The organism is Rhizobium sp. 05L429, assembly GCF_056397645.1.
The window spans coordinates 41,153-66,460 of sequence record NZ_JBFTNV010000024.1 but is presented as its reverse complement, the minus strand read 5'-3'; the positions used below and the strand labels follow the sequence as shown (position 1 = coordinate 66,460).

The window sequence follows — 25,308 nt, the reverse complement described above, 5'->3', positions numbered from 1 at the left end:
TCATTGGAGTGGAGCGGAACGAAGTTTGTTCGCCTCGGACGCGCTGACCGGCGTGCCGCGATTGCCCCAAGCGGTCCTGATGTAGGACACCACGGCGGCAACCTCGTCGTCCGACAGCGTCACGGCAAATGGCGGCATTCCGTGCGGCATGGGGTTCTTTTCGGTCGCAGGCGGATAGCCGCCGTTGAGCACCATACGTATCCCGTTCACTGCCGATTCCATCTGGATCGACTGATTGCCGGCCAGTGGCGGATAGTGCGGCGGCCTGCCTTCGCCGCCCGCGCCATGACAGCTCGCACATTGCTTGTCGTAAACTGCCTTCCCGAGACTGATGAGAAGACTTGCCTCCTGCGTTCTGACGGATGTCCGAGGCGGCGCAGGCTCATCCTGCGCGATGCTCTTCAGATAAACGGCCATCGCCCGGATGTCCTCATCCGTCATATACTGGAGACTGTTGAAGACCACCTCCGCCATCGGGCCATAGACCGCGCCACGCGTCGAGACGCCTTTCTGCAGGAGGTCGGAAATCTCTTCGATCGACCAGTCGCCCAGCCCCGCCTCCTTGTTGGACGTCAGCGACGGCGCATACCAGTCCTGCATCGGTATCAGCCCGCCCTGAAAAGCTTCCGACTCGCGACTTCCTCCGAGCGCATTGATCGGGCTATGGCACATGCCGCAATGTCCAAGGCCTTCCACCAGGTAGGCACCCCGGTTCCATTCCTCGGACTGCTTAGKGTCCTGCGTGAATTCGCCTTCCTTGAAAAAGAGCGTTCTCCATCCGAGAATGAGGGAGCGATTATTGTAGGGAAAGTCGAGCTCGTGCGGACGGTTTGGTTGATGGACAGGCGGGATTKACTTGAGATAGGCGAAGATCGCATCACTGTCTTCGCGGGTCACCTTGGTATAGGACCCGAACGGCATGGCTGGATAGAGCAGCCCCCCATCGGGGAAACGGCCGTGGTGCATCGTGTTGTAGAAGTCGTCAGCGGACCACGCGCCAATACCCGTCCCGTCCGGCGTGATGTTCGACGTATAGATGGTGCCAAACGGCGTCGGCATGGCGCGTCCGCCCGAGAAGAGCTTTCCCTCCGGTGCCGTATGGCAGGCGACACAGTCTCCGGCGCGGGCGAGATATTCGCCCTTTTTGACCACATCGGAGGAGTTGTTCGGCTGTGGAGACTGTGCTGCGACGGGCGAAAGGGCTGCCACAAGCGCCACCATCGACGACAGAACAAGGGCCGGCAGAATTCTCATATGCGCGCTCATGGCTTGTTGCCCTCCGGCTGGCTGCCACATGCGAAGGGCAAGGAATAGGATCCGGCAGAAGACGGTGCGGGATCGGCGGGCTGCGGCTGATTGGCGAGATAGGCTGCGACGGCACGCACGTCATCTTCAGTGAGATGTCCCGCGACAATCTGCATGCAATCAGGCGCGATTGCCGTGCGCGTTCCATAACGCCATCCGCCGAGCTGAGCGCTGATGTAACTCGCCCGTAGTCCGAGAAGGCCTGGAATGCCAGGCGACTGCCCCGTCAGAGCGCCGCCATGACAGCTCACGCAAGCCGGGATCGATCGGTCGACGTCGCCCTGCGTAACGAGCGCATGGCCGCGATCGAGCACCGCCTGGCTGACATCGGGGGGCGATTGTTCGGGCAGCGCCGGCCGCTGATCGGCAAAATATTCTGCGAACTGCCGCAGATAATCGTCCGTCAGATATGCGAGCAAATAGTTCATCGGCGGGTATTTGCGCCTGCCCGACTTGAAGGCTTCCAACTGATTGAAGAGATACCCGGCCGGCTTGCCGGCGAGCCGGGGGAAATAGGGGTCGTTCGTGCCTTTCCCTTCCACGCCATGACATGGCGTGCAGGCTTGAACGCGCTCCGACATATCGGCTGGGTAGGCTTTGGCTTCCTGGGCAGACGCCAGGCTTGCGCCCAGGAAGAAAAGACAGAATGCCAGGAAGATTTCTCGTATGCGCACTACGTTTCTCCGAAGCACAATCACGTGACAGTGAAAAATCTTGATGGGGATCGTACCCCGAAAGAAATTACATCGGTGAGAGGCGTGAAACTGCGCCCGATCCGCGTTGAATCAGTAGCTGCATTCGAAGGCTCCCGCCTTGACAAAAGTCAAGAAAGTGCCGCGAAGCGCTTGATATTAGCGATTTTGATGGATGCTAGTGCGGTCGGAGTGCTGACCTAGTTTTGCGGCCTAGCAATCCTCCTTTTTGAGTCAGGGCCGCCTCATGGCAGTGTTGCCAGACAAGGCTTTTATAGTCCTTGGTTGTGGGCACTGGATCTTCGTGCGTCGCTGCAGGGTGCCGGCAGGCGACCTGATCGGAAGCCACCTGTCTGAAGAAACTCACCGCTTATGATCGCTCAGCCTTCGAAAACCGAATAACCGATATCACGCAGATGATTCTGGTCGGCGATAGCATCGATCGCCGAGATCCTGTCGCCGTCAAAGCCTAGCGCCAGCACGACGCGCAACTGGCCCTCGATGAAGACGACGAGACCGACTTCCTCATCGACAAGGGCGACTTTCGCCGATGTCGCCCGCCCCTTGAAGCTTTCGGCGATGGCACCAGCGCCGCGAAGCGGCACCACATTACCCAGACGGGTCGCAGCCGTATCCGGTCGGAAGACGGCATCCGGCGCGAGGACCGCAATCAGCCCCTCCAGATCGCCATTGCGGGAGGCGATGAGGAAGGCTTCGGCTATGCTGCGCTTATGCGCGAGATCGATATCAGGCGTTTCCGGCTGCCCCTGCACCCTGCGCCGAGCTCGGCTGGCAAGCTGCCGGGCAGCGGCAGCGCTTCGCCCGATCACCGCAGCGATCTCCTCGAAGGGCAGCTCGAACATGTCATGCAGAACGAAGGCGACGCGTTCGGCAGGCGAGAGAGTTTGCAGCACGACGAGCAGGGCGATGCCGACCGAATCGGCAAAGGCTGCTTCGTGCTCCGGATTGCTGGCGATATCCGCGATCGCACCATGCGCCGGCAGGTCGAGCGGCTCTTCGCGTCGCGTCTTGCGCGAACGGAGCATATCCAGGCAGATGCGTGCCACGACCGTCGTCAGCCAGCCGCCAAGATTATCGATGCTGCCCCTGTCCGACCTTGTCAGGCGCAGCCACGCCTCCTGCACCGCATCCTCAGCTTCTGCGCGGGAGCCGAGCATGCGGAAAGCGACGGCCCGCAGCTGCCCGCGGTTCGCCTCGAACTCACCGGCCAGCCATTTATTCTCGTCCATCAATCCACTCCAATCCTGTTGCATCAAAGGCCATGACGAACGGAAACCGGACGATGTGACAGGTGCGCCATCGTATCAAGTCCCGGCGAGGTTTGGCTCATGACTTGACCTGCCGCGTTTTTCATTGGCTGATGGCAGGCAGATCCCTCCCTATGGTGTTTCCCATGTCCCCCCGATTTAACAGTTCCAAACAATATGCCGCCTTCCTCTTCGACATGGACGGCACGATCCTGAGCTCGATTGCGTCGGCAGAGCGCGTATGGGGACGCTGGGCCGAACGGCACGGGCTGGATGTGGAAAAATTCCTGCCAATCATGCATGGATCGCGCGGCATCGACACGATCAGGCGGCTGAACCTTCCGGGTGTCGATGCAGAGGCGGAAGCGGCACAGATTACCGAGGACGAAATCCGCGATGTCGAAGGCGTCGTCGCACTTCCGGGTGCTGCCGATTTCCTGGCGTCCCTGCCGCCGAACCGGTGGACGATCGTCACTTCCTCCCCGCGTCGCCTTGCGGAGCGTCGGCTTGAGGCAGCCGGGCTCCCCATGCCCCAGGCTATTGTGACTGCCGAAGATGTGACCATCGGCAAGCCCGACCCGCAATGCTATATACTCGGCGCCGAAAAGCTCGGTTTTGCCACGCATGAATGCCTGGTCTTCGAAGACGTCGAAGCTGGCGTGAAGGCAGGAACGGCGGCGGGCGCCGATATCATGGTCATCACCGCGGCCGGCCACAAGCATTCGCTGCAGGGCTATCCGGAAATCGAACATTATGGCGGCGCTTCCGTTCTCATTTCTGACAGCGGTCACCTTTCGATCAAGTTCTGATCGGCCTGCCGCACACCGCCGGAAAGGAATCGCCCATGAAACCGGAAATCGTCTGCCTGATGATGTCGTCGCTCGATGGCGGCCTGCATCCGAGCAAATGGACAGAAAGCCCCGATGGCGGCCGCAGGGAATGGACGGCGCTCTATCAGAAAGCCCATGAAGATCTGCAGGGTGATGCCTGGATCGTTGGCCGCGTCACTATGGCCGAAATGGCGAAGGGAGAGCCGCATCCGCCGCAAGCAGCGGGTTCAGCAGAACGGCCAAACCATTTTGCCGATCGCGAGGCAACCAACTATGCAATCGCCCTCGACACCTCTGGCAAGCTGCATTTCACGCGGCCTGACATCGATGGCGACCATGTCGTTGTCATTCTCGGCAGCGACGTGCCGGACACGCATCTTGCCGAGCTCGCGGCCGACGGCATCTCCTACATCGTCTCACCATCCCCCGAGATCGACCTGTCTGCAGCGCTCGGTGTACTGGAGCAGGAACTCGGCATTCGCAAGCTGCTGCTCGAAGGCGGAGCCGCGATCAACGGCGCCTTCTTTGCCGCCGGGCTCATCGATGAGTTTTATCTGCTCGTCGCTCCGGCCCTGGATGGCAGTGGCGGCCAACCCGTCGTTACTTTCGACGGCGGATTGGCGGGCAAGACCCGGCTATCGCTGATATCGGCAGAAACGAAAGACAACGGTGCCGTCGCCATGCGCTATAAAGTCCACGCCTGACGCGCATGACGGATGGCCGTGGCTGCGAAGCGCCATGTCCTGCCCCATAAGCACCACCGATCCGGATATCGTGTGCCTGATAATCCGCTTGCCGTCGAAGCGTGGGGCAAGCCACAGGATATCGACCAGATGGTGCGGTCGTTCCCGGAATCCTGAGACGTCCATTTTTTCCTGCCTCAGTCACATTGCCTTATCCTGATGCGTCAACTCCATGACGACCGAAAGCCGGCAACCGGCCGGCTCTGCGTCAAACGGAATACGTTATCAGGAGATTGAACATGCAAGAGAGAATGGGAAATCCAGCCCTCGTCATCCCAGAAGCCATGCAGGCCCTGAATGCCCTCGGCAAAATGCCTGTTGCGGCCGGACTTGCGCCGGGATTCCTGGAAATCGTCTATCTGCGCGCCAGCCAGATCAACGGCTGCAGCGTTTGCATCGACGGGCATTGGCGCATTGCCCGCAAACACGGGGAGACCGACGAACGGCTCTTTGCCGTCGCTGGCTGGCGCGAGGCGCCTTATTACAGCGATGCCGAACGCGCCGCCCTCGCGTTGACAGAGGCCCTCACCCGTCTCAGCGACCGCGCCGACCCGGTATCGGATGAGATCTGGGACGAATGCACGCGCCATTACGATGGCAAGAGCCTTGCGGCACTCGTCATCGCAATCGCCAATATCAATGTCTGGAACCGCCTGAACGTCGCCACCCGGCAGATTGCGGGGAGATGGAAGCCGTGATCCACGGCTTCCGTTTCGTTCAGATCAGATAATACCACCGCCGCCGGCAACCGAGGCGGGACGCTCGGCGGCGACTTGCCTGCGGTAGCCGCTGGCGCGGTAGGTAGCGATCGGATCGATCGCACCGCCCTTACGCCGGCGGGCTTCGGCAAGGATCGGCTCGACATCGGCACGGTAGGCGCGCTTCAGCGTCTCCGTCGCCATCAGCGCGTCGTTATCGTCCTGGAAGCCGGCAAGCGCCTTGCGGTCGACGAGCAGGGCCTGCGCGTAAGCGCGGCGGATTTCGTTGGCGCTGTTGATCAGGCTTTCGATCGGGTCGGTCACGTTGTGCGACTGGTCGATCATATGAGCGGGATTGAAGTCGTTGACGCCGCGCTGCTCGGCATCGACAAGCTCGTTGAAGACGAGGAACAAACGGTAAGGCTCGATCGAACCGGCATCGAGATCATCGTCGCCATATTTGGAATCGTTGAAATGGAAACCGCCAAGCTTGCCGAACTGAATCAGGCGGGCGACGATCATCTCGATATTCGTATTCGGCGCATGATGACCGAGGTCGACCAGGCACTGGGCCTTGGGGCCGAGCGTCTGGGCAATCAGATAGTTGGTGCCCCAGTCCTGGACGATGGTCGAATAGAAGGCCGGCTCGTACATCTTGTGTTCGGAAAACAGCTTCCAGTCGTCCGGCAGCGCCTTGTAGATATCCGCCATAGAGGCGAGATAACGCTCGAATGCCTTGGTGAAATTGCTCTGGCCGGGGAAGTTCGAACCATCGCCAATCCAGACCGTCAGCGCCTTGGAGCCGATTGCCTTGCCGATCTCGATACATTCGAGATTGTGCTCGACCGCCTGGGCGCGTGTTGCCGCATCGGTGTGGCTGAGCGAACCGTACTTATAGGAATGCGCCTGTCCCGGTGCGTCGGAGAACGTATTGGAATTCATCGCATCGAAGCCGAGCCCGAGCGCTTCGCCCTTGGCCTTCAATTCCTTGGCGTCCGTCTTGTCCCATGGAATGTGCAGCGAAACATTCGGGGTCGCGCGCGTCAACTCGTTGATAACCGAGCAATCATCGAGCTTGTCGAAGATGCCGCGCGGTTCGCCGGTGCCGGGAAAACGGGCAAAGCGTGTACCGCCCGTGCCGACACCCCAGGACGGCACGGCCACGAAGAATTCCGACACCCTTCTGGTCACCGCATCAATATCGATGCCACGGCGAGCAAGATTGGCGCCGAGCGCTTCATAATCGGATTTGAGCGCAGATGCGCGCTTGTCGTTTTCCTGCGCAATCAGATCCTGCGCGATCTTAAACTCGGCCATGAGTTCCTCCCGGTACTTTAGCGTGAGAAGCGGCGGGTATGACACCCGCCGCAAAAGTTGGGCTTAGCGCGGGAAGCTCTGAACGTTGCCCGCATCGACATTGATGATATTGCCGGTCGACTTGGCAGAAAGATCGGACGCCAGGAAATAGACGGCTTCGGCGATGTCTTCCGGGAACACGTTGAGCTTGAGCATCGAACGCTTGCGGTAATGTTCTTCGAGATCATCCACTTCAATCTTGGAAGAAGCCGCACGCTGCTCGCGCCATTCGCCGCTCCAGATCTTCGAGCCGCGCAGGACGGCGTCGGGATTGACGGTGTTGACGCGGATGCCTGCGTCCGCACCTTCCAGCGCCAGGCAACGGGCAAGATGAATTTCGGCAGCCTTCGCCGTGCAATAGGCGGCAGCATTCGGCGAAGCGGCAAGGCCGTTCTTCGACGCGATGAAGACGACGTTGCCGCCGAGGGCCTGGCGGCGGAACAGCCGGAAGGCTTCACGAGACACGAGGAAATAGCCGGTCGCCAGAATGTCGATATTGCGGTTCCACGTCGAAAGCTCGGTCAATTCGATCGGTGCCGAAGAAGCGATGCCCGCATTCGAAACGAGGATATCGATGCCGCCGAATTCGGTGCAGGATTCGGCGAAGGAAGCGATAACCGCATCTTCCTTGGTCACGTCGAGCTTGACGGCGCGAACCGCGTCAGCACCATATTTCTTGACGAATTCTGCTTCCGTCGCTTCAAGTGCTGCCTGATCGATATCGGCAAGCACCACGCAGGCACCCTCGCCGACGAGACGGGCAGCCGTTGCCCGGCCGATGCCGCCGGCCCCGCCGGTGACGAAGGCAACCTTGCCGGCAAGGCTCTTCGGCTTCGGCATGCGCTGCAGTTTGGCCTCTTCCAGCAGCCAGTATTCGATATCGAAGGCTTCCTGCTCCGGCAGGCCCTGATATTCGGATACGGTCGAGGAACCGCGCATCACGTTGATGGCGTTGACGTAGAATTCGCTGGCGATGCGAGCCGTCGCCTTGTCACGGGCAAAGGACAACATGCCGACACCAGGCACCAGGAAGATCACCGGATTGGCGTCGCGCATAGCCGGCGAATTGTTGTGCTTGCAGCTGTTGTAATAGCGGGCATAGTCGGCGCGGTAGTCTTCGAGCGACTTGTCGAGACCGGCGACGATCGCATCGACATCGGGCTTGGCCGGATCGAAATCGACAATCAGCGGGCGGATCTTGGTGCGCAGGAAGTGGTCGGGGCAGCTGGTGCCGAGCGCACCGAGAGGGCGCAGGCTCTTGGAATTGACGAATTCGAGCACGGCATCCTGATCGTCGAAATGACCGAGCTTGCGCTCCTGCTTGCCGATGCGGCCGCGGATTTCCGGCATCAGGCGGGCGGCGATGGCGCGACGCTCGGCGACCGGCAGGCTTTCGACGACTGCGCCATCGAAGATCGTCTTGCCTTCGGTCTGGCCGGCAAACCACTCGATTGCCTTGTTGATGATATCGAGCGTCAGCTCGTAGCAAGCCTTGGCATCATTCGCCCATGTAAACAGGCCATGGCTTTCCAGCACGACACCCTTGGCGCCAGGGTTCGCCTTGACGAAGGCTTCAAGATCGAGACCGAGCTGGAAGCCCGGACGGCGCCAGGGCAGCCAGCCGATGTCGTTACCGAAGACCTGCTTGGTCAATTCCTTCGAATTCTTGGAAGCGGCAATCGCGATGATTGCGTCCGGATGCATGTGGTCGACATGCGTATAAGGCACGAAACCATGCAGCGGCGTGTCAATGGAAGCCGCGCGGGCATTCAGGTTGAAGGTGCAATGGGGCAGGAAGCCAACCATGCGGTCTTCATCCTCGACGCCCTTGTAGATGCCCTTCAGCGCTTCTAGCTTGTCCTGATAAAGCGTGGCAAAACCATCAAGCTTGATCGTGCCGACATCGCCGCCCGAACCCTTGACCCAGAGAACCTGGACCTTGCCGCCGGTCAGGGGATCGGTTTCCATGACCTTGGCAGAGGTATTGCCGCCACCATAATTGGTGATGCGCTTGTCGGCGCCGAGCAGATTCGAGCGATAAAGAAGCTTGCCGGGTTCATCGAGTCCCGCCGCGTAAGCATCATCCCACCGGTTGTCGAGAAGTCGAACCTTTGCCGCCATATCATCCTCCCATTAAGGCTTCCAGAGCACTCCGGTGAGCGCTCGTTTCGGTCACGGTATCGCGCATCGAAATGCAGCTTGTCAATCGAAAACGATCAAATTCGATTATGTTGCATCGCAATATGAAAAATTATGATCGTTTCTGATTGACAGCTTTTAACGGATAAGAAATAAATATGACTCGGGAGGAGCCCAATGCACGAACGCGAACGCCATCGCATCATTATGAGCGCTGTTCAGGAGAAGTCCGTCGTCACGATTCAGGATATTTCTGAACTGACGGACGCTTCCGAGGCGACAATCAGGCGTGACATCGCGGCTCTTCATGTGCAGGGCAAGATCCGGCGCGTTCGCGGTGGTGCAGAAGCAGTGCACCCGCCGCAGCTCGGCAATCTTGCCGGCCGCCCGTTCAGAGTGTCAGAATCAGTCAACATCGATAAAAAGCGCGCAATTGCGCGCGCAGCGGTGGATCTGTGCGAGGCCGGCGACGCGATTATCATCAACGGCGGCACGACGACCTTCCAGATGGTTCACTATATGGCGGGTCATCGCATGCAGGTCATGACCAATTCTTTCGCCATTGCCGAGCATCTGGTGAAGCATTCGAAAAACACTGTGACAGTTCCGGGTGGCGCGATCTATCGCGAGCAGAGCCTGATCCTGTCGCCTTTCGACAACGATGCGATCMGCAATTTCTATGCACGGCGCATGTTCATCGGCGCACAGGGCGTCGGACCGCTCGGCATCATGGAGGCGGATGCGCTGATCATCCAGAGCGAACAGAAGCTGATGCATCAGGCCGACGAACTGGTCGTCATGGCCGATTCCAGCAAGTTCAATCGCCGGTCGAGCCTCATTCTGTGCGCGCTCGACCGTGTTTCAACAATCATAACCGATGACGGCATCGCCGATGAGGCGGCCCGTATGGTCGAGAATGCAGGCGTCCGGCTCGTTGTTGCGAGCCCGATGGCGCAGGCAGTGAAGGAGGATTCCTCGTCGGTCGCATGAGGCGTCGGCGAGGTGTGGAAGTCTAAAACTCAGTGGGAGGACATGACATGAAACTTGCAAAGACACTTGCAATCGGCGTGGCGTTTGCCGTCGCCATGATGGCCGGCGCCGCAAGCGCCAAGGACATCAAGATCGGCCTCGTCGTAAAGTCGCTCGGCAACGGCTTCTTCGACGCCGCCAACAAGGGCGCTCAGGAAGCGGCCAAGGAACTCGGCGGCGTAGAAGTGATCTACACCGGCCCGACGAGCACGACGGCCGAAGGCCAGATCGAAGTCATCAACTCGCTGATCGCTCAGGGCGTCGATGCCATCGCCATCTCGGCAAACGATCCGGACGCTGTCGTTCCGGCTCTGAAGAAGGCTGCCCAGCGCGGCATCAAGGTCATCTCCTGGGATTCCGGCGTTGCTCCGGAAGGCCGCATCCTGCAGCTCAACCCGTCGTCCAACGAGCTGATCGGCAAGATGTGCCTGACGCTCGTCAAGGATCATCTTGACGGCGGCAAGGGCGACTTCGCCATCCTGTCGGCAACGACGACCTCGACGAACCAGAACATCTGGATCGACCAGATGAAGAAGCAGCTCAAGGACTTCGCGGGCCTCAACCTCGTCACCACGGTTTACGGCGACGACCTCTCGGACAAGTCCTATCGTGAAGCCGAAGGTCTTCTGAAGTCCAACCCGAACGTCAAGGTCATCGTCGCTCCGACGACGGTCGGCGTTCTGGCTGCTTCCAAGGTCGTTGAAGACAAGGGTCTGGTGGGCAAGGTTTACGTCACCGGTCTCGGCCTGCCTTCCGAAATGGCTGGCGCGATCAAGTCTGGTGCGACGAAGGAATTCGCCATCTGGAACCCGATCGACCTCGGCTATTCCGCAACGCAGATCGCCTATCACCTGGCAAAGGGTGATGCCGATGGCAAGCCGGGCAGCGAAATCGAAGCCGGCCGCATGGGCAAGATCAAGATCGGCGACGATGGCGAAGCCGCTATGGCCGACCCCTTCGTCTACAATGCCTCGAACATCGACCAGTTCTCCAAGGTCTTCTGATTTCAGACATTCAGAACAGACACCCGGCGGCTTTGCCGCCGGGCTTCTCTTTCGATGGTGGTAAGCTTGCTGATGACCCCTGCCCTTCAACATCCCGTCGCGGACCAAAAAGCCGATGACGCTGTCGCCATTCTGGAAATGCGCGGTATCTCGCAGATCTTTCCGGGCGTGAAGGCGCTCGATAATGTCAGCATCGCGCTCTATCCCGGCAAGGTGACGGCACTGATCGGCGAAAACGGCGCCGGCAAGTCGACGCTCGTCAAGATCCTGACTGGCATCTATCGCCCGAACGAGGGCGAGATTCTCGTCGATGGCAAACCGGTGTATTTTGCGACGGCGCAGGCCGCCATCGATGCCGGCGTGACCGCCATTCATCAGGAGACCGTGCTCTTCGACGAGCTTTCGGTCGCCGAAAATATCTTCCTTGGTCACGCGCCACGCACCCGCTGGCGCACCATCGACTGGAGCGAAATGAATAGCCGCGCCAGAGCGCTGCTGACCTCGCTTGAAAGCAATATCGATCCGRCGATCCGCCTGAAGGACCTCTCGATTGCGCAGCGCCATCTCGTGGCGATCGCCCGCGCCTTGTCGATCGAGGCCCGCATCGTCATCATGGACGAACCGACCGCCGCGCTCTCGCGCAAGGAAATCGACGATCTCTTCCGCATCGTCGAGGGCCTCAAGGCAAGCGGCAAGGCCATTCTCTTCATCAGCCACAAATTCGACGAGCTCTATGAGATCGCCGACAATTACGTCGTCTTCCGCGACGGCCGCGATGTCGGCCACGGAAAGCTGAAGGAAACGCCACAGGACGAAATCGTCCGTATGATGGTCGGCCGTGATGTCGAAAACGCCTTCCCGAAGGTCGATGTGGCGATTGGTGGCCCGGTTCTCGAGGTCGAGAAATACTGTCATCGCACCGAATTCCGCGATATTTCGCTGACGCTCCGCAAGGGTGAGATCCTCGGCATTTATGGACTGATCGGCGCCGGACGCTCGGAGCTTGCGCAATCTCTCTTCGGTATCACCAAGCCGCTTTCCGGCAGGCTTGTTCTCGAAGGCCGGGAGATTTCGATCAATTCTCCGCAGGACGCCATCCGCGCCGGTATCGTCTACGTGCCGGAAGAGCGCGGCCGCCACGGCCTGGCGCTGCCGATGCCGATCTATCAGAACATGACGCTGCCCTCTTTGACGCGCACCTCGCGCAAGGGCTTCCTGCAGGCGGCAGACGAATTCGCGCTCGCCCGCAAATATGCAGAGCGGCTCGATCTGCGCGCCGCTGCCCTCTCCGTGCCTGTCGGTACTCTGTCGGGCGGCAACCAGCAGAAAGTCGTCATCGGCAAATGGCTTGCCACCATGCCAAAGGTCATCATCCTCGATGAGCCAACCAAGGGCATCGATATCGGCTCAAAGGCCGCGGTCCACGGCTTCATCAGCGAACTTGCGGCCGAGGGTCTTTCCATCATCATGATCTCCTCCGAACTGCCCGAAATCATCGGCATGTCGGACCGCGTGCTTGTCATGAAGGAAGGCCTGTCGGCGGGGCTCTACGAGCGCGATCAGCTTTCGCCGGAAGCGCTGGTGCGCGCGGCGACCGGAAATGCATGAGGTGACGAGCATGATGAGACTGATCAGAAAACGCGAAACCCTGCTCTTCGCCATCATCGTGGTGATGATCGCCGTCTTCTCGACGCGTGCTGCCGATTTCGCAACGCCGGACAATCTCGCCGGCATCTTCAACGACACGGCGATCCTTATCATCCTGGCGCTTGCGCAGATGACAGTCATTCTGACGAAATCGATCGACCTTTCAGTTGCCGCCAATCTCGCCTTTACCGGCATGGCGATCGCAATGATGAATGCTGCCTTTCCGGGCCTGCCGCTCATCGTGCTCATCCTTGCGGCGGTCGTGATTGGCGCAGCGCTCGGTTCGATCAACGGCTTTCTGGTCTGGCGCCTCGAAATCCCGCCGATCGTCGTGACGCTCGGCACGCTCACCATCTATCGCGGCATGGCCTTCGTGCTGTCGGGCGGTGCGTGGGTGAATGCGCACCAGATGACGCCGACCTTCCTTTCCGTTCCCCGCACGCCGATCCTCGGCCTGCCGGTGCTGAGCTGGGTGGCGATCATCATCGTTGCGCTGATGTACATGCTGCTGCGTTACAGCCAGTTCGGCCGTTCGGCCTATGCAACAGGCGGCAACTCGACCGCTGCTGTCTACGCCGGCATCGATACGGGCAAGACGAAATTCCTTGCCTTTGTTCTCTCAGGCGCGCTCGCCGGCCTCTCAAGCTATCTCTGGGTCTCTCGCTWTGCGGTCGCCTATGTCGATATCGCCAATGGCTTCGAGCTCGACAGCGTCGCAGCCTGCGTCATCGGCGGCATCTCGATTGCCGGCGGCGTCGGCTCGGTCGCCGGAACGGTACTCGGCGCACTCTTCCTCGGCGTCATCAAGAATGCATTGCCCGTCATCGGCATCTCTCCGTTCACGCAGATGGCGATTTCCGGAACAGTCATCATTCTTGCCGTCGTCTTCAACGCGCGGCGCGAGCGCAATCGCGGCCGCATCATCCTGCGTGACCGCGCCGCAGCGGAGGTCGCAGCATGAGCATGGTTTCCACCAATCCAGAAAAGCGCGTCATTCCCGATCGGCTCGGCACACCCTTCAAACGCATCATGTCGAGCTGGGAAGTGCTGCTCTTTGGGGTCGCCGTCCTCATTTTCATTTTCAATTCCCTGGCCTCGCCTTATTTCCTTGATGCCTGGAACCTCTCGGACGCGACCTTCAACTTCACTGAAAAGGCGATGATCGMCTTTGCGATGGCGCTGCTCGTCATCGCCGGCGAGATCGACCTGTCGGTTGCCGCCATCATCGCGCTTGCCTCGACGGCGATGGGTGCGGCGGCGCAGGCCGGCGTCGGCACACCGGGCCTCGTGCTGATCGGCATCGGCACCGGGCTTCTCTGCGGCATGTTCAACGGCTTCCTCGTCTCGGTGCTGAAGTTGCCGTCGATCGTCGTCACTATCGGCACGATGAGCCTGTTCCGCGGCATCTCCTACATCGTGCTCGGCGACCAGGCCTACGGCAAATATCCGGCGGATTTCGCCTATTTCGGCCAGGGTTACGTCGTCTGGGTCTTCTCCTTCGAATTCGTGCTGTTCATCGTGCTGGCGATCCTTTTCGCCATCCTGCTGCATGCGACGAATTTCGGTCGGCAGGTCTATACGATCGGCAACAATGATTTCGCCGCCCGCTTCTCCGGCATTCCCGTCGAGCGCGTGAAATTCATCCTCTTCCTGCTGACGGGCGTGATGAGCGGCATCGCTGCCGTCTGCCTGACCTCGCGCCTCGGCTCAACCCGCCCGTCGATCGCGCAGGGCTGGGAACTCGAAGTCGTTACCATGGTCGTGCTCGGCGGCATCTCGATCCTCGGTGGTTCCGGCACGATCGGCGGCGTCGTCATTGCGGCCTTCGTCATGGGCCTCGTTACCTTCGGCCTCGGCCTGTTGAACGTGCCCGGCATCGTCATGTCGATTTTCATCGGCCTGCTTCTGATCATCACTATCGCGATCCCGATCATCGCCCGCCGCATCAAAGCCATGAGCGCCAAATGACCCTAGAAAAACACGCCTTCAAGATGAAGCTCAATCCCGGCATGGAGGCCGAATACAGGAAGYGGCATGACGAGATCTGGCCGGAACTGGTCGATCTCCTGCATAAGTCGGGCGCCAGCGACTATTCCATCCATCTCGATCGCGAGACCAACACGCTTTTCGGTGTGTTGACGCGGCCGAAGGACCACACGATGGCGAGCCTGCCCGAGCATCCGGTCATGAAGAAGTGGTGGGCGCATATGGGCGACATCATGGAAACCAATCCGGATAATTCGCCCGTCCAAAGCAGCCTCGTAACTCTCTTCCATATGCCATGAGTGACTATCGCCGCATCGCCGTTCTCGATATCGGCAAGACGAATGCCAAGGTCGTCGTGCTCGACAGCGCGACGGGCGCAGAAATCGCCGTCCGCAAGCAACCTAACACCGTCATCCGCGACGGCCTCTATCCACACTATGATATCGAGGCACTCTGGAGTTTCGCGCTTGCAGCGCTGAAGACGTTTGCCAACAAACCGGGTTTCGACGCGATCTCGATCACCACGCATGGTGCGGCCGCCGCCCTGCTCGATGCAGATGGCAAGCTGGCGATGCCTGTCATCGACTATGAACACGAATATCCGCAGGATATTCGCGACGCTTATGATGCGCTTCGCCCTTCCTTCGACGAGACCTACTCGCCGCGGCTGTCGATGGGGCTGAATATCGGCGCTCAACTTCACTATCAGAAGAACGCCTTTCCCGCGGAATTCGTGGAAGTCGCTGATATTCTCACCTATGCGCAATACTGGTCGGCGCGCCTGACCGGTGTCGCGGCAAACGAAGCGACATCGCTCGGTTGCCATACGGATCTCTGGAACCCGAGAACCGGCGCCTATTCCTCGCTGGTCGACACGCTCGCCATTCGTGACCGGATGGCGCCGATCCGCTCGGCCTTCGATGCACTCGGTCCCGTCCTGCCCGGGATCGCTGAGGAAATTGGCATTTCGGTACCTGTCTATTGCGGCATCCATGATTCCAATGCTTCGCTCTTGCCGCATCTTGTCGGCCGCGCAGCGCCGTTCGCGGTCGTTTCGACCGGCACATGGGTCATCAATTTCGGCGTCGGCGGCGACCTCGACCATCTCGATGCCAAGCGTGATGCCCTTGCCAATGTCGATGCCTATGGCCGCGCCGTACCGTCCTCACGCTTCATGGGCGGACGCGAATTCGAGATGCTCTCAGCCGAGATCGGCCAGGTAGACGATGCCGCGGCAAAGGCCGTCATCGAGGATGTCGTGGTCAAGGGCATTATGCTGCTGCCGAATGTGGCGCCCGGTTCCGGCCCCTTCCCCGGCAAGGTCAGTCGCTGGCTCGGCGCCGAAGGCACAAGTCGCGAAGAGCGATATGCCGCCGCCTGTCTTTATCTGGCGCTGATGACGGAAGCCTGCCTCGGCGTGATCGGTGCCAAAGGCCCTATTGTTGTCGAAGGGCCCTTCGCGCTGAACGAGACCTATCTGTCGCTKCTTTCCGCGTTGACCGGCCGCGACACGATGGCCCTGCCGGGCTCGACCGGCACCAGCCAGGGCGCAGCGCTTCTCGCCGGCATCCGGCCGGTGTCCGGGGTGGAAAAGCATTTCGCGCCCTTGGCAATTCCAGGTCTTCCCGCCTATCGGGAGCGCTGGTACGTCGCGATGGAATAACAGTCTTTCCAAGACTGCCCTTGTCCGTGCCGGCTGCGCCGCTACTGTGGCACCTCTCGACTTGATGGAGGAGACAGCATGACTGAATCATTTGACCCGCGCGCTTTGGCCGCCAAACTCCACGGCCTGCGCCAGGCCGGAAAGCAGGAGCCGACGAGCGCCTTTCGGCCGCCGAACGATCTGCATCAGGCGATGGACGCACAGAACTTCCTGAAAGCTGAAGAAGGGGTTGCAAGCAACGCCTGGAAGGTCACGGCCTCGCCCGACGGACAGCMGGTCACAGCACCTCTCCATCCCTATGCCGAAGCCGTCTCGGGTGCCACCATCGCTTGGTATCCGGGCCTGAAGTTCGAAACAGAGATCGCCGTGCGTTTCGGCAAGGACCTGCCCTATCGCAGGGGCGCGCCCTACAGCCGCGCCGACGTGCTCGATGCAGTTTCCGCCGTCTATCTCGGCGCCGAACTGCTCGTCAGCGCAGTCAAGGAAAGCGGCGCCGTCTCCTTCCTCCTCTTCCTCGCAGACCGCCTCGGCAATAGCGGTTACGTGCTCGGCCCGTCCATTGTAAAGAGCTTCATCGATACCGCTGCAAGCACGCCGGTGAAGGTCACCCATGGCGGCAAAACGATCTATGATGGCTTCGGAAAGCATCCGAAGGGCGACGTCGTCTCCTGGCTGGTGGACTACGCCAATGATCCGCTGCGGCCGGAAGGCTCGCTGACATCAGGCGCGCTCGTCACCACCGGCACGCTGAGCGGCGCAATCGAACTTAGCGAACCCGGCGAGATCGATATCCGCTTCGGGGATACCGCACGACTGACCTTCTCCGTCGTCTGATATCGGCAGTTCCGCCCGCACAAACTGGGTGATTGTCATCCCGCTCMGCCTCCTGTATTAAACTTGAGTTTATTACGAAGGTTTATTCCGGCGTCTCGCCGGAGGCGGAAGTGGGAATGACGTTTCAACCGCGCATGCAGAACAAGATTCACGGCTTTTCCGTTACTAGAGGTGTCAATCGCCGGGTGTGGAACGGCATCGTGGCCGATGTCTGGGATGTCGACTGCGCCGCCCACAGTGGTGGCTACTATGTATCGCGCGATCCGCGGCTTTTCATCCTCCTCGAAAAACGCGGGCCGGGCAATTCGCGGGTGAAGCTCTCTCCGCGTGCCCATGGCACGGTGCAGGACACTGAGAAGCGTCCGATTTCCTACGTACCTGCCGATATGGAAGTCTGGGCCGATCTGGTGGACGTGCATTCTCTGCGCCATCTCGACATCCATTTCGATGTTGAGACCATCAGCCGAAGGCTCGGCGATGATCTCGATCCGCAGCGCCTTGCGAGTGCCCAGCTCCTGTTTTCCGACGAGCGCCTTCTGTCGCTCGCCCAGTTGATTGCCGCCGAATGCATCAATCCGCAGCCGCTGCATGACCTCTACGGCGACGGCCTGGCGCTCGCTCTCATCATCGATGTGCTGAAACTCACCAAGGTGCAGCCACGCAAGCGCAGCAAGCTCGCTTCCTGGCAATTGCGCCGCGCCACCGAATTCATAGAGGAAAACTGCCTGCGCAATATTCGCCTTGAGGAAGTCGCGGCAGTCACCGGCCTGTCGCAATCGCATTTCAGCCATGCCTTCAAGGCTTCGACCGGCGTGGCGCCGCATCAATACCAGACCCATGCCCGCCTCGAGCGCGCAAAACATCTGCTGGTCGTCAGCGAATATCCGCTGACGACCATAGCTGTCGAAACCGGCTTTGCCGATCAGGCGCATTTCACCCGTGTCTTCCGCAAACATCTCGGAACGACGCCGGCGAACTGGAAAAAGGCGCAGATTGCTTAGCTGCAATACGTCCGGGCATTTGCGCGCGGTGCGGAAAATTGCCCAAGAACGTTCAATTTCCCCCCGATCGCGACAATCCGGCCAATTAAAATTGAGTTAAACACTCGACTTATTCAAGGCCATACCGTGGCAAGCAGGGCCACGGCACGAGTGGGGTATTCCATGCGATCGCAGACCAAGAGGTTCATCTCGAGGGCAAATCTTCTGACGGGGACTGCCGTCGTCGGCATCATGGCGGCGTCTTCCGCTTTTGCCCAGGATGCCAATCCGACACAGCTGGCGCCAATTGTCATCCAGGGCGGCGCTGACAGCGCGGCCGGTCCGGTCAAGGGTTATGTTGCGAAAAATTCGTCTGCCGGCTCCAAGGGCGATACGCCGATCAACGAGATCCCGCAGTCGGTCTCGGTCATCGGCAAGCAGGAAATGGACGATCGCGGCGTCACCAACAAGATCGATGAAGCACTGCTCTATACGCCCGGTGTCCTCGCCCAGCCCTATGGCAATGACCCCGACACCGACTGGTTCTACATTCGCGGCTTCAACGCCACGCAGACCGGCGTCTTCTTCGACAATCTCAACCTCTTCAGCTACGGCTTCGGCGGTTTCCAGATCGATCCCTTCATGCTGGAGCGCGTTGATGTGCTGAAAGGCCCGGCCTCGGTGCTTTACGGCGGTGCCAATCCGGGCGGCATCATCAATCTCGTGCGCAAGCGCCCGCTCGACGAGCCGCTCTACTACACGGATATCGGTATCAACAGCAACGGCAATGCTTTCACCGGCTTCGACATATCCGACAAGGTCGGCTCCAGCGACGCCATGACCTACCGCATCACCGGCAAGGTCGCCGGTGGTGACAATTATTCGGATTTCTCGCATGATTTCCGCGGCTTCATCATGCCGCAGCTGAAAATTGCGCCTGACGATTCAACAAGCTTCACTGTCTGGGGCTACCTTGCAGGCCTCGATCAAGTCCATACCGGCAATGGCTTCTTCCCCTATGTCGGCACAGTCAAGGATGCGCCCTTCGGCAAGATCCCGCGCGACGCCTTCTATGGCGAACCCGACATCGACGACGGCAGCTATGTTCAGAAGATGATCGGCTACGAATTCGAGCATGAATTCGACAACGGCATCAAGTTCTCGCAGAACCTGCGTTACGGCCGCCTCGACAAACACGAGATCGGTCCGTACCTCAACGGCTGGGTCGGCGGTGTTCCCACAGGMCCGGATTACAATTTGGCGCGTATCGGCTTCGAAGGCCGCTCGGGCGTCGATTCCTTTGGCATGGACAACCGGCTGGAAGGCGAGGCCGAGCTTGGCGGCGCCACACACAACATGCTCGTCGGCCTGGACTACAAATATTACAAGCTCGATAACCTGCAGAAATGGCCGACCTGGCCAATCGCTGCGACGGCGATCAGCGCCACCAACCCGATCTATGGCTTGGCACAGCCGGCCAACGACGTGCAGATCAATCAGACCGTCACGCAGAGGCAGCTTGGTCTCTATGGGCAGGACCAGATCCATTTCGGTAATGGCTGGCTGCTGACGCTCAATGGCCGTTATGACTATGTCGACACCAATTCCGATGCGGTCGTCGGAACGTCTTATAGTTCTGACGATAATGCCGTCAGCGGTCGCGCCGGCCTCGCCTATGAATTCGAGAATGGCCTGACGCCCTATGTCAGCGTCGCTTCCTTCTTCAATCCGCTGATCGGCACTGGCGTTTCCGGCCCGCTGAAGCCGGAAGAGGGCTATCAGATCGAAGGCGGCGTCAAATACGAACCGACCTTCTTCGACGGATCGATCACAGCGTCGGTCTTCCAGATCGACAAGCGCAACAACACGGTCACCAACCCGGCGACCTTCGCCCAGAGCCAGCTCGGCAAGGTACGCTCGCGCGGCTTCGAACTGGAAAGCAAGATCAACGTCAACGATAACTGGAAGGTCATTGCCGGCCTCGACTATACCGATATGGAAGTGCTTGAAAACGAGGCCGATCCGCGATTGATCGGCAAGTCGCCATACATCGTGCCGAAGGTGAGCGCTTCACTCTGGGTCGATTACACGGTCACGACAGGCGCCATGGAAGGCCTTAGCTTCGGCGCCGGCGTGCGCCATCAGGGAACGTCTTGGGCAGACGAAGCCAACACGGCGAAGGTACCCGCCGCGACCCTCGTCGATGCGGCAATCCGTTATGAGAAAGAGAACTGGGGCGCCTCGCTCAACGTCGCCAACCTCTTGGACAAGGACTATGTCGAAAGCTGCGGTGGCTTGACGGTCTGCGGTTATGGTGATGCGCGCACCGTCACTTTCAAGCTCAGCAAGAAATGGTAAGTTGACAAATATAGTTTAGTTTTTCAGGAGGCTGCGATAAAGGGAGGGCTCTGCCCTCCCAACCCTTAGCAGCAAAGCCGGAGTTTCTCGTGTCTACGCCTTTCCTGAATCTCGCCGGGATCGAATATGCCATCGGCAGCAGGCCCATTCTCAACGGCATCGACCTGACCCTTGAGACAGGCCGCATCTATGGCCTTGTCGGCCCGAACGGCTCCGGCAAAAGCACCCTCCTGAAGATCATCGCCCGGCAGATAGCACCGAAGAGCGGCTCGATCTCCTTCGACGGCAAGGCGGCGGCCGATTGGGGCAGCCGCGCCTTCGCCCGCCATGTCGCCTACATGCCGCAGTTTACACCGGCGACCGACGGTATGACCGTGCGTGAACTGGTAGCGCTCGGCCGCTTCCCCTGGCACGGCACCCTCGGCCGCTTCAGCGCTGCCGATCGAGACATGGTCGAGGAAGCGATCGTCCGCACAGAGCTCGAGGATTTCGCCGATCGTCTCGTCGCCAGCATGTCCGGCGGCGAGCGGCAGCGCGCCTGGATCGCCATGATGCTTGCCCAGAACGCCCGCTGCCTGCTGCTCGACGAGCCTACCTCGGCGCTCGATCTTGCACATCAGGCAAGCGTGCTATCGCTGGTGCAGGAACTCAGCCACGAGCGCGGGCTCACCGTCGTCATCGTCCTGCATGACATCAACCTCGCGGCACGCTATTGCGACGCCATCATCGCGCTCAACCATGGCCGCATCACTGCCGAGGGCACGCCTGCCGACATCATGCAGGCCGACAAGCTGCAGTCCATCTTCGGCGTCGGCATGGGTGTCTTCCCGCATCCGGTTCGCAACGAGCCGGTCAGCTATCTGTTGTAGGCCATGGCATTTTTTTCCCGCAGGCAGTTTCTGGCCGGTGCGGCGGCCACGCTGTCGGCCCCCACGCTGCTGCGGGCGGCCGACAGCCTGCGCGTCGCGACCCTTGACTGGGCGATCCTCGAAACCTTACTGGCGATCGGCGCCAATGTCGTTGCTGGAACGGAGCTGCGGCAGTTCCGTGAGGTGGCTGTAACGCCAGCTGTTCCGGACGATGTCGCCGATCTCGGCCTACGCGGCACGCCGAACTTCGAGGTCCTGAAATTTGCCCGCCCGGACCTGATCTTCAATTCGAATTTCTATGCCTGGGCTGACGCCCGCATGCAGCCGATCGCGCCGGTTGAAAGTCATGCGATCTATAAGCCGGGGGAAAGCCCCTATACGCTGGCCGAGCGGGCGACGATTGCCATGGGCGAGCGGCTGCAGCTTGCCGCCGCAAGGCAACTCACCGAAGAATTGTCTGCCAAGCTCGACCGTTACAAGACGGCTTTTTCCGCAGGAGACGGCAGACCGGTCATCCCGATCAATCTCGGTGATGCCCGGCATTTTCGCGTCTTCGGCTCCGACAGCATGTTCGGTGAGGTGCTGAAGCGGGTCGGCCTCACCAACGCATGGCAAGGTGCAACAAGCTATTCGGCCGCCGCTCCCGTCGGCATCGAGACGCTGGCCTCGATGCCGGATGCCTGGATCGTGATGATCCCGCCTCATCCGGCCGATGCGATCGCCACCCTCTCCACCAGCGCCTTCTGGAATGCGCTACCGGCGGTGCGCGAGAAGCGCGTGCTGATCCTCGGCTCCATCAATCCCTATGGTGCGCTGCCGGCCGCCATGCGGTTTGCCGATCTTCTTCGGGAGGGGCTTGGCCATGCATGGAATGGTTAGTCTCGCCCGACCGGCACGCGGCGTCAGCATTCCCTTCTCGGCGATTGCGTTTGCGGCGCTTTGCATAGCCGCCTTCCTATTGTTGATCGCAACGCGTCCGCAGGTGCCCGGCGATGTTGCCCAGGCCGCAATACTCGATGGCGTGATCCTCTGGAACAGCATTCTGCCCCGCGCGGTGCTGGCACTGATTGCAGGCGCCGCTCTCGGCCTTTCCGGTATGCTGCTCCAGCGTGTGCTGCGCAATCCGATTGCCGATGCATCGACGCTCGGCATTGCCTCCGGCGCGGAATTGGCGATGACGGCGGCGCTCAGTTTCTCGCCGCTGCTGATCGGCCTTTCTCGGGAGGTCGTCGCTTTCGGCGGCGGGCTCGGCGCCGTTGCGCTCGTGCTCGCACTCAGCTGGCGGCGCGGGCTCGATCCGGTGACCGTCGCGCTCTCCGGCATGATCGTCAGCATGATTGCCGCCGCGCTCAGCGTGACACTGATCCTGGCGCGTGGCGAATATGCGATGTCGATCTATATCTGGGGCGCCGGGTCGCTCAGCCAGCAAGATTGGAACGGCCTATTTTCGCTCGGTCCCCGCTTTATGATCGGTTTTGCTGCCGCCCTGCTGCTGATGCGCCCGCTCGGTATTCTGACGCTAGACGATACGAGCGCCAGAAGCCTCGGCCTGGCGTTGCATTCGGCGCGCTTTGCCATCCTCGTGCTGGCCGTCTGGCTCGCTGCCTCGGTCACGGCCGAGGTCGGCGTCATTGGCTTCCTCGGCCTCGCCGCACCCGCAATTGCCCGGCTTTTCGGCGCGCGCAGCACCGGAAGCCTGATAATCGCAGCCCCTCTGATGGGTGCCGGTCTGTTATTCCTGACCGATTGCCTGACACAAATCCTCGGGCCAGGCTTCACCGATCTTGCCCCGACCGGCGCCGCAACTGCCATGCTGGGTGGGCCGCTGCTGCTTTTCCTGTTGCCCCGCGTCCATTCCGTCTCTGCTGTAACCGCACAATCGACTGCGGCCCTCAAGAGGCTTTCGAAGCCGCTTGCCACGCTCATTGCACTTTCCGTTGCCATCGCCCTGCTTTTCGTCCTCTTCCTCACGCTCGGCCCGGCCGATGACGGCTGGCATTTCGCAGCGGGAACAGATTTCACCAATCTTCTGGCCTTCCGCCTGCCCCGCACGATCGTCGCTGCTGGCGCCGGCGGCATGCTCGCGGCAGCCGGTTTCATCATGCAGCGGGTCACCGGCAATCCGATTGCGAGCCCGGAAGTGCTCGGCATCAGCAGCGGTGCCGGCGCCGGGCTGACGGTCGCACTCTTTCTCTTCGGCTTCCCCTCACCCGTCATCATGCTGCTCGCCATGGCGCTCGGCGCACTGACCGCCTTCGGCGCCATGATTGCCATTTCGGCCCGCGCACAGTTTTCACCGGAGCGCATGCTGCTGGCGGGCGTCGGCATCGGCGCCTTCGCCATGGCGATCATCACCATGGTGCTCGCGCAGGGCGACATGCGCGGTTACATCCTGCTCACCTGGCTCTCCGGTTCGACCAGCCGCGCCGGCAGCTTTGAAGCCTGGACGGCGATGATCTCGCTCGTCGCGCTGGTAGCCCCGTTGCCCTTCCTCCGCCGCTGGCTGACGATGCTGCCGCTTGGGGGCAATTCCAGCCGTGCGCTCGGTCTTCGCGTCGGCACAAGCCGGCTGACGCTAGCGGTGCTTGCCGCATTGATGACGGCGATCGCTTCCTTCCTCGTCGGCCCACTCAGCCTTACTGGCCTTATCGCCCCCCATCTTGCGCGTCTCGCCGGTTTCCACCGGCCAGGCCACCAGCTTGCGGCTAGCGTCCTCTTTGGCGCCGGCGTGCTGATGACGGCCGACTGGCTCTCGCGCGTCGTCATCTACCCCTATCAGGTGCCGGTCGGCCTCTTCGCGGCGCTGATCGGCGGGCCGTATCTCATCTGGCTGCTTTCGCGAAAGGACACCAAGCAATGATGGCTGCACCCTTTACCGCATCCGGCGTCGCAATCGCTGTCGATCCCAACAGGATGCTCGATGAAATCTGCTCGCATTTCGCCGAACACAGTACCGTCAAGCGTGACGGCCATCAGGTGACGCTGGAGATGACGATCGGCAAGGCGGATATCCGCCAGGACGGTCCCAAGCTTGAAATCGAGCTCTCCTGCAAGAGTGCACGCGCACTTCAGAACGTGCGCTCGGTGCTTGCCGAGCACCTCTTCCAGTTCGCAGGCGAAGAAACATTGGAGCTTACCTGGTCGGACGCACCGAAGGCGGACCGCCTGCCCGACCTGCGTGAAATCCGCGTTGTCGGCTCCCGCAACATCAGCCCGCATATGCGGCGGGTAACGGTTGCCTGTCACGATGCCAGGCATTTCGCTCACGGTGGGCTGCACTTCCGACTGCTCATCCCGCCGAAGGGCCGCACACCCATCTGGCCGAAACTGCGTTCTGACGGCCGCATCGAATGGGCGAAGGATGAGGATGCGCTGACTGTGCGCATCTACACGTTCCGCAGCATCGACCTGGACCGTGGCGAGATCGATATCGACTTCGTTCTGCATGAGGGCGAAAATATGCCGGGTGCCGAATGGGCATTGAATGCGAAGCCCGGTGATATCGCTGGGGCACTTGGTCCCGGCGGCGGCGGCGTGCCCGATGCAACATCGATGATCCTCKCCGGAGACGAGACGGCCTTACCGGCTATCTCGCGCATGGCTGCCGAGGTTCCCGCCGGAACACGGCTGCGTATCTTCCTCGAAGTCGATGGCCCGGCGGAAGAGCTGCCCCTGCCATCGGCCGGCACGGTCGATCTGACCTGGATGCATCGCAACGGCGCGCCCGCCGGCACGATGGGTCTCGTCGAAACCGCCATCAAGAATGCCCTGGCAGATGCCGATGCCGACACGTTCGTCTGGGCAGGCTGCGAGCGATCCGAGGCCAAGCGCATCCGCGACTTCCTCAAGACCGAGCGGACCCATGACCGGCACAAGATGAGCATTGGTGCCTATTGGGAGCGCTAGA

The 25,308-nt window shown here is 60.6% G+C and carries 22 protein-coding genes; 17 read left to right on the top strand and 5 right to left on the bottom strand.

Annotated features, from left to right (window positions below; translation table 11 throughout):
* The 3 genes from AC1DNW_RS23335 to AC1DNW_RS23325 all read right to left on the bottom strand — a co-directional run bounded on the left by AC1DNW_RS23335 (position 1) and on the right by AC1DNW_RS23325 (position 3,247).
* Positions 1-1,254: a c-type cytochrome gene (locus AC1DNW_RS23335; protein ID WP_477854497.1), complete on the bottom strand. Its 1,254-nt coding sequence runs from the start codon at positions 1,252-1,254 to the stop codon at positions 1-3.
* An 8-nt stretch (positions 1,255-1,262) separates the two neighbouring features.
* Positions 1,263-1,886: a c-type cytochrome gene (locus AC1DNW_RS23330; protein ID WP_162748437.1), complete on the bottom strand. Its 624-nt coding sequence runs from the start codon at positions 1,884-1,886 to the stop codon at positions 1,263-1,265.
* Between the two features lie 491 nt (positions 1,887-2,377).
* Positions 2,378-3,247 carry a sigma-70 family RNA polymerase sigma factor gene (locus tag AC1DNW_RS23325; protein WP_113307850.1) on the bottom strand — a complete coding sequence of 290 codons (870 nt, stop codon included), beginning with the start codon at positions 3,245-3,247 and terminating at the stop codon, positions 2,378-2,380.
* Between the two features lie 152 nt (positions 3,248-3,399).
* On the opposite strand from AC1DNW_RS23325, the gene AC1DNW_RS23320 reads away from it, so the two are divergent.
* The 3 genes from AC1DNW_RS23320 to AC1DNW_RS23310 all read left to right on the top strand — a co-directional run bounded on the left by AC1DNW_RS23320 (position 3,400) and on the right by AC1DNW_RS23310 (position 5,536).
* Entirely contained in the window at positions 3,400-4,074 is a 675-nt protein-coding gene (locus AC1DNW_RS23320; RefSeq protein WP_477854496.1) for an HAD family hydrolase, read from the top strand.
* 35 nt (positions 4,075-4,109) lie between these two features.
* A complete protein-coding gene (locus AC1DNW_RS23315) occupies positions 4,110-4,799 on the top strand; it encodes a RibD family protein (RefSeq protein ID WP_113307851.1) in 690 nt (229 codons plus the stop codon).
* A 278-nt stretch (positions 4,800-5,077) separates the two neighbouring features.
* Positions 5,078-5,536 (top strand): carboxymuconolactone decarboxylase family protein, encoded by a 459-nt coding sequence (locus tag AC1DNW_RS23310; RefSeq protein WP_113301670.1) that lies wholly within the window; start codon positions 5,078-5,080, stop codon positions 5,534-5,536.
* A 24-nt stretch (positions 5,537-5,560) separates the two neighbouring features.
* Here AC1DNW_RS23310 and rhaI read toward each other — a convergent pair whose 3' ends face one another.
* Positions 5,561-6,853 carry an L-rhamnose catabolism isomerase gene (gene rhaI / locus AC1DNW_RS23305; protein WP_113307852.1) on the bottom strand — a complete coding sequence of 431 codons (1,293 nt, stop codon included), beginning with the start codon at positions 6,851-6,853 and terminating at the stop codon, positions 5,561-5,563.
* 63 nt (positions 6,854-6,916) lie between these two features.
* Positions 6,917-9,013 (bottom strand): bifunctional rhamnulose-1-phosphate aldolase/short-chain dehydrogenase, encoded by a 2,097-nt coding sequence (locus tag AC1DNW_RS23300; RefSeq protein WP_113307853.1) that lies wholly within the window; start codon positions 9,011-9,013, stop codon positions 6,917-6,919.
* 195 nt (positions 9,014-9,208) lie between these two features.
* Between AC1DNW_RS23300 and AC1DNW_RS23295 the strand changes: the two genes are divergently transcribed.
* The 14 genes from AC1DNW_RS23295 (at position 9,209) to AC1DNW_RS23230 (ending at position 25,307) form a co-directional block, all read left to right on the top strand.
* A complete protein-coding gene (locus AC1DNW_RS23295; protein ID WP_477854495.1) occupies positions 9,209-10,021 on the top strand; it encodes a DeoR/GlpR family DNA-binding transcription regulator in 813 nt (270 codons plus the stop codon).
* A 47-nt stretch (positions 10,022-10,068) separates the two neighbouring features.
* The gene (gene rhaS / locus AC1DNW_RS23290; RefSeq protein WP_113307855.1) at positions 10,069-11,064 is read left to right on the top strand and encodes a rhamnose ABC transporter substrate-binding protein; all 996 of its coding nucleotides are present in this window, start codon (positions 10,069-10,071) and stop codon (positions 11,062-11,064) included.
* 72 nt (positions 11,065-11,136) lie between these two features.
* The gene (locus AC1DNW_RS23285) at positions 11,137-12,672 is read left to right on the top strand and encodes a sugar ABC transporter ATP-binding protein (protein WP_477854494.1); all 1,536 of its coding nucleotides are present in this window, start codon (positions 11,137-11,139) and stop codon (positions 12,670-12,672) included.
* Between the two features lie 10 nt (positions 12,673-12,682).
* The gene (locus AC1DNW_RS23280) at positions 12,683-13,672 is read left to right on the top strand and encodes an ABC transporter permease (RefSeq protein ID WP_477854493.1); all 990 of its coding nucleotides are present in this window, start codon (positions 12,683-12,685) and stop codon (positions 13,670-13,672) included.
* Positions 13,669-14,679 carry an ABC transporter permease gene (locus AC1DNW_RS23275; RefSeq protein WP_477854492.1) on the top strand — a complete coding sequence of 337 codons (1,011 nt, stop codon included), beginning with the start codon at positions 13,669-13,671 and terminating at the stop codon, positions 14,677-14,679. Before AC1DNW_RS23280 ends, AC1DNW_RS23275 begins: the two co-directional genes overlap by 4 nt.
* Positions 14,676-14,996: an L-rhamnose mutarotase gene (gene rhaM / locus AC1DNW_RS23270; RefSeq protein WP_477854491.1), complete on the top strand. Its 321-nt coding sequence runs from the start codon at positions 14,676-14,678 to the stop codon at positions 14,994-14,996. Before AC1DNW_RS23275 ends, rhaM begins: the two co-directional genes overlap by 4 nt.
* On the top strand, positions 14,993-16,360 hold the full coding sequence (locus AC1DNW_RS23265; RefSeq protein ID WP_113307857.1) for an FGGY-family carbohydrate kinase: 1,368 nt from the start codon (positions 14,993-14,995) through the stop codon (positions 16,358-16,360). The genes rhaM and AC1DNW_RS23265 overlap by 4 nt, the downstream gene beginning before the upstream one ends.
* Positions 16,361-16,438: 78 nt before the next feature.
* Complete coding sequence (locus tag AC1DNW_RS23260; protein WP_477854490.1) at positions 16,439-17,194, top strand: fumarylacetoacetate hydrolase family protein; 756 nt, start codon at positions 16,439-16,441, stop codon at positions 17,192-17,194.
* A 116-nt stretch (positions 17,195-17,310) separates the two neighbouring features.
* Positions 17,311-18,195, top strand: a complete 885-nt coding sequence (locus AC1DNW_RS23255; RefSeq protein WP_113307859.1) for a helix-turn-helix domain-containing protein — start codon at positions 17,311-17,313, stop codon at positions 18,193-18,195.
* Between the two features lie 162 nt (positions 18,196-18,357).
* Complete coding sequence (locus AC1DNW_RS23250) at positions 18,358-20,532, top strand: TonB-dependent siderophore receptor (RefSeq protein ID WP_113307860.1); 2,175 nt, start codon at positions 18,358-18,360, stop codon at positions 20,530-20,532.
* Between the two features lie 89 nt (positions 20,533-20,621).
* Entirely contained in the window at positions 20,622-21,401 is a 780-nt protein-coding gene (locus AC1DNW_RS23245; RefSeq protein ID WP_113307861.1) for an ATP-binding cassette domain-containing protein, read from the top strand.
* A 3-nt stretch (positions 21,402-21,404) separates the two neighbouring features.
* Positions 21,405-22,280, top strand: coding sequence for an ABC transporter substrate-binding protein (locus tag AC1DNW_RS23240; protein ID WP_477854489.1), 876 nt, complete (start codon positions 21,405-21,407; stop codon positions 22,278-22,280).
* The gene (gene fhuB, locus AC1DNW_RS23235; RefSeq protein ID WP_477854488.1) at positions 22,264-24,261 is read left to right on the top strand and encodes a Fe(3+)-hydroxamate ABC transporter permease FhuB; all 1,998 of its coding nucleotides are present in this window, start codon (positions 22,264-22,266) and stop codon (positions 24,259-24,261) included. Before AC1DNW_RS23240 ends, fhuB begins: the two co-directional genes overlap by 17 nt.
* Positions 24,258-25,307 (top strand): DUF2218 domain-containing protein, encoded by a 1,050-nt coding sequence (locus AC1DNW_RS23230; RefSeq protein ID WP_477854487.1) that lies wholly within the window; start codon positions 24,258-24,260, stop codon positions 25,305-25,307. Before fhuB ends, AC1DNW_RS23230 begins: the two co-directional genes overlap by 4 nt.
* The last annotated feature ends 1 nt before the right edge of the window (position 25,308 follow it).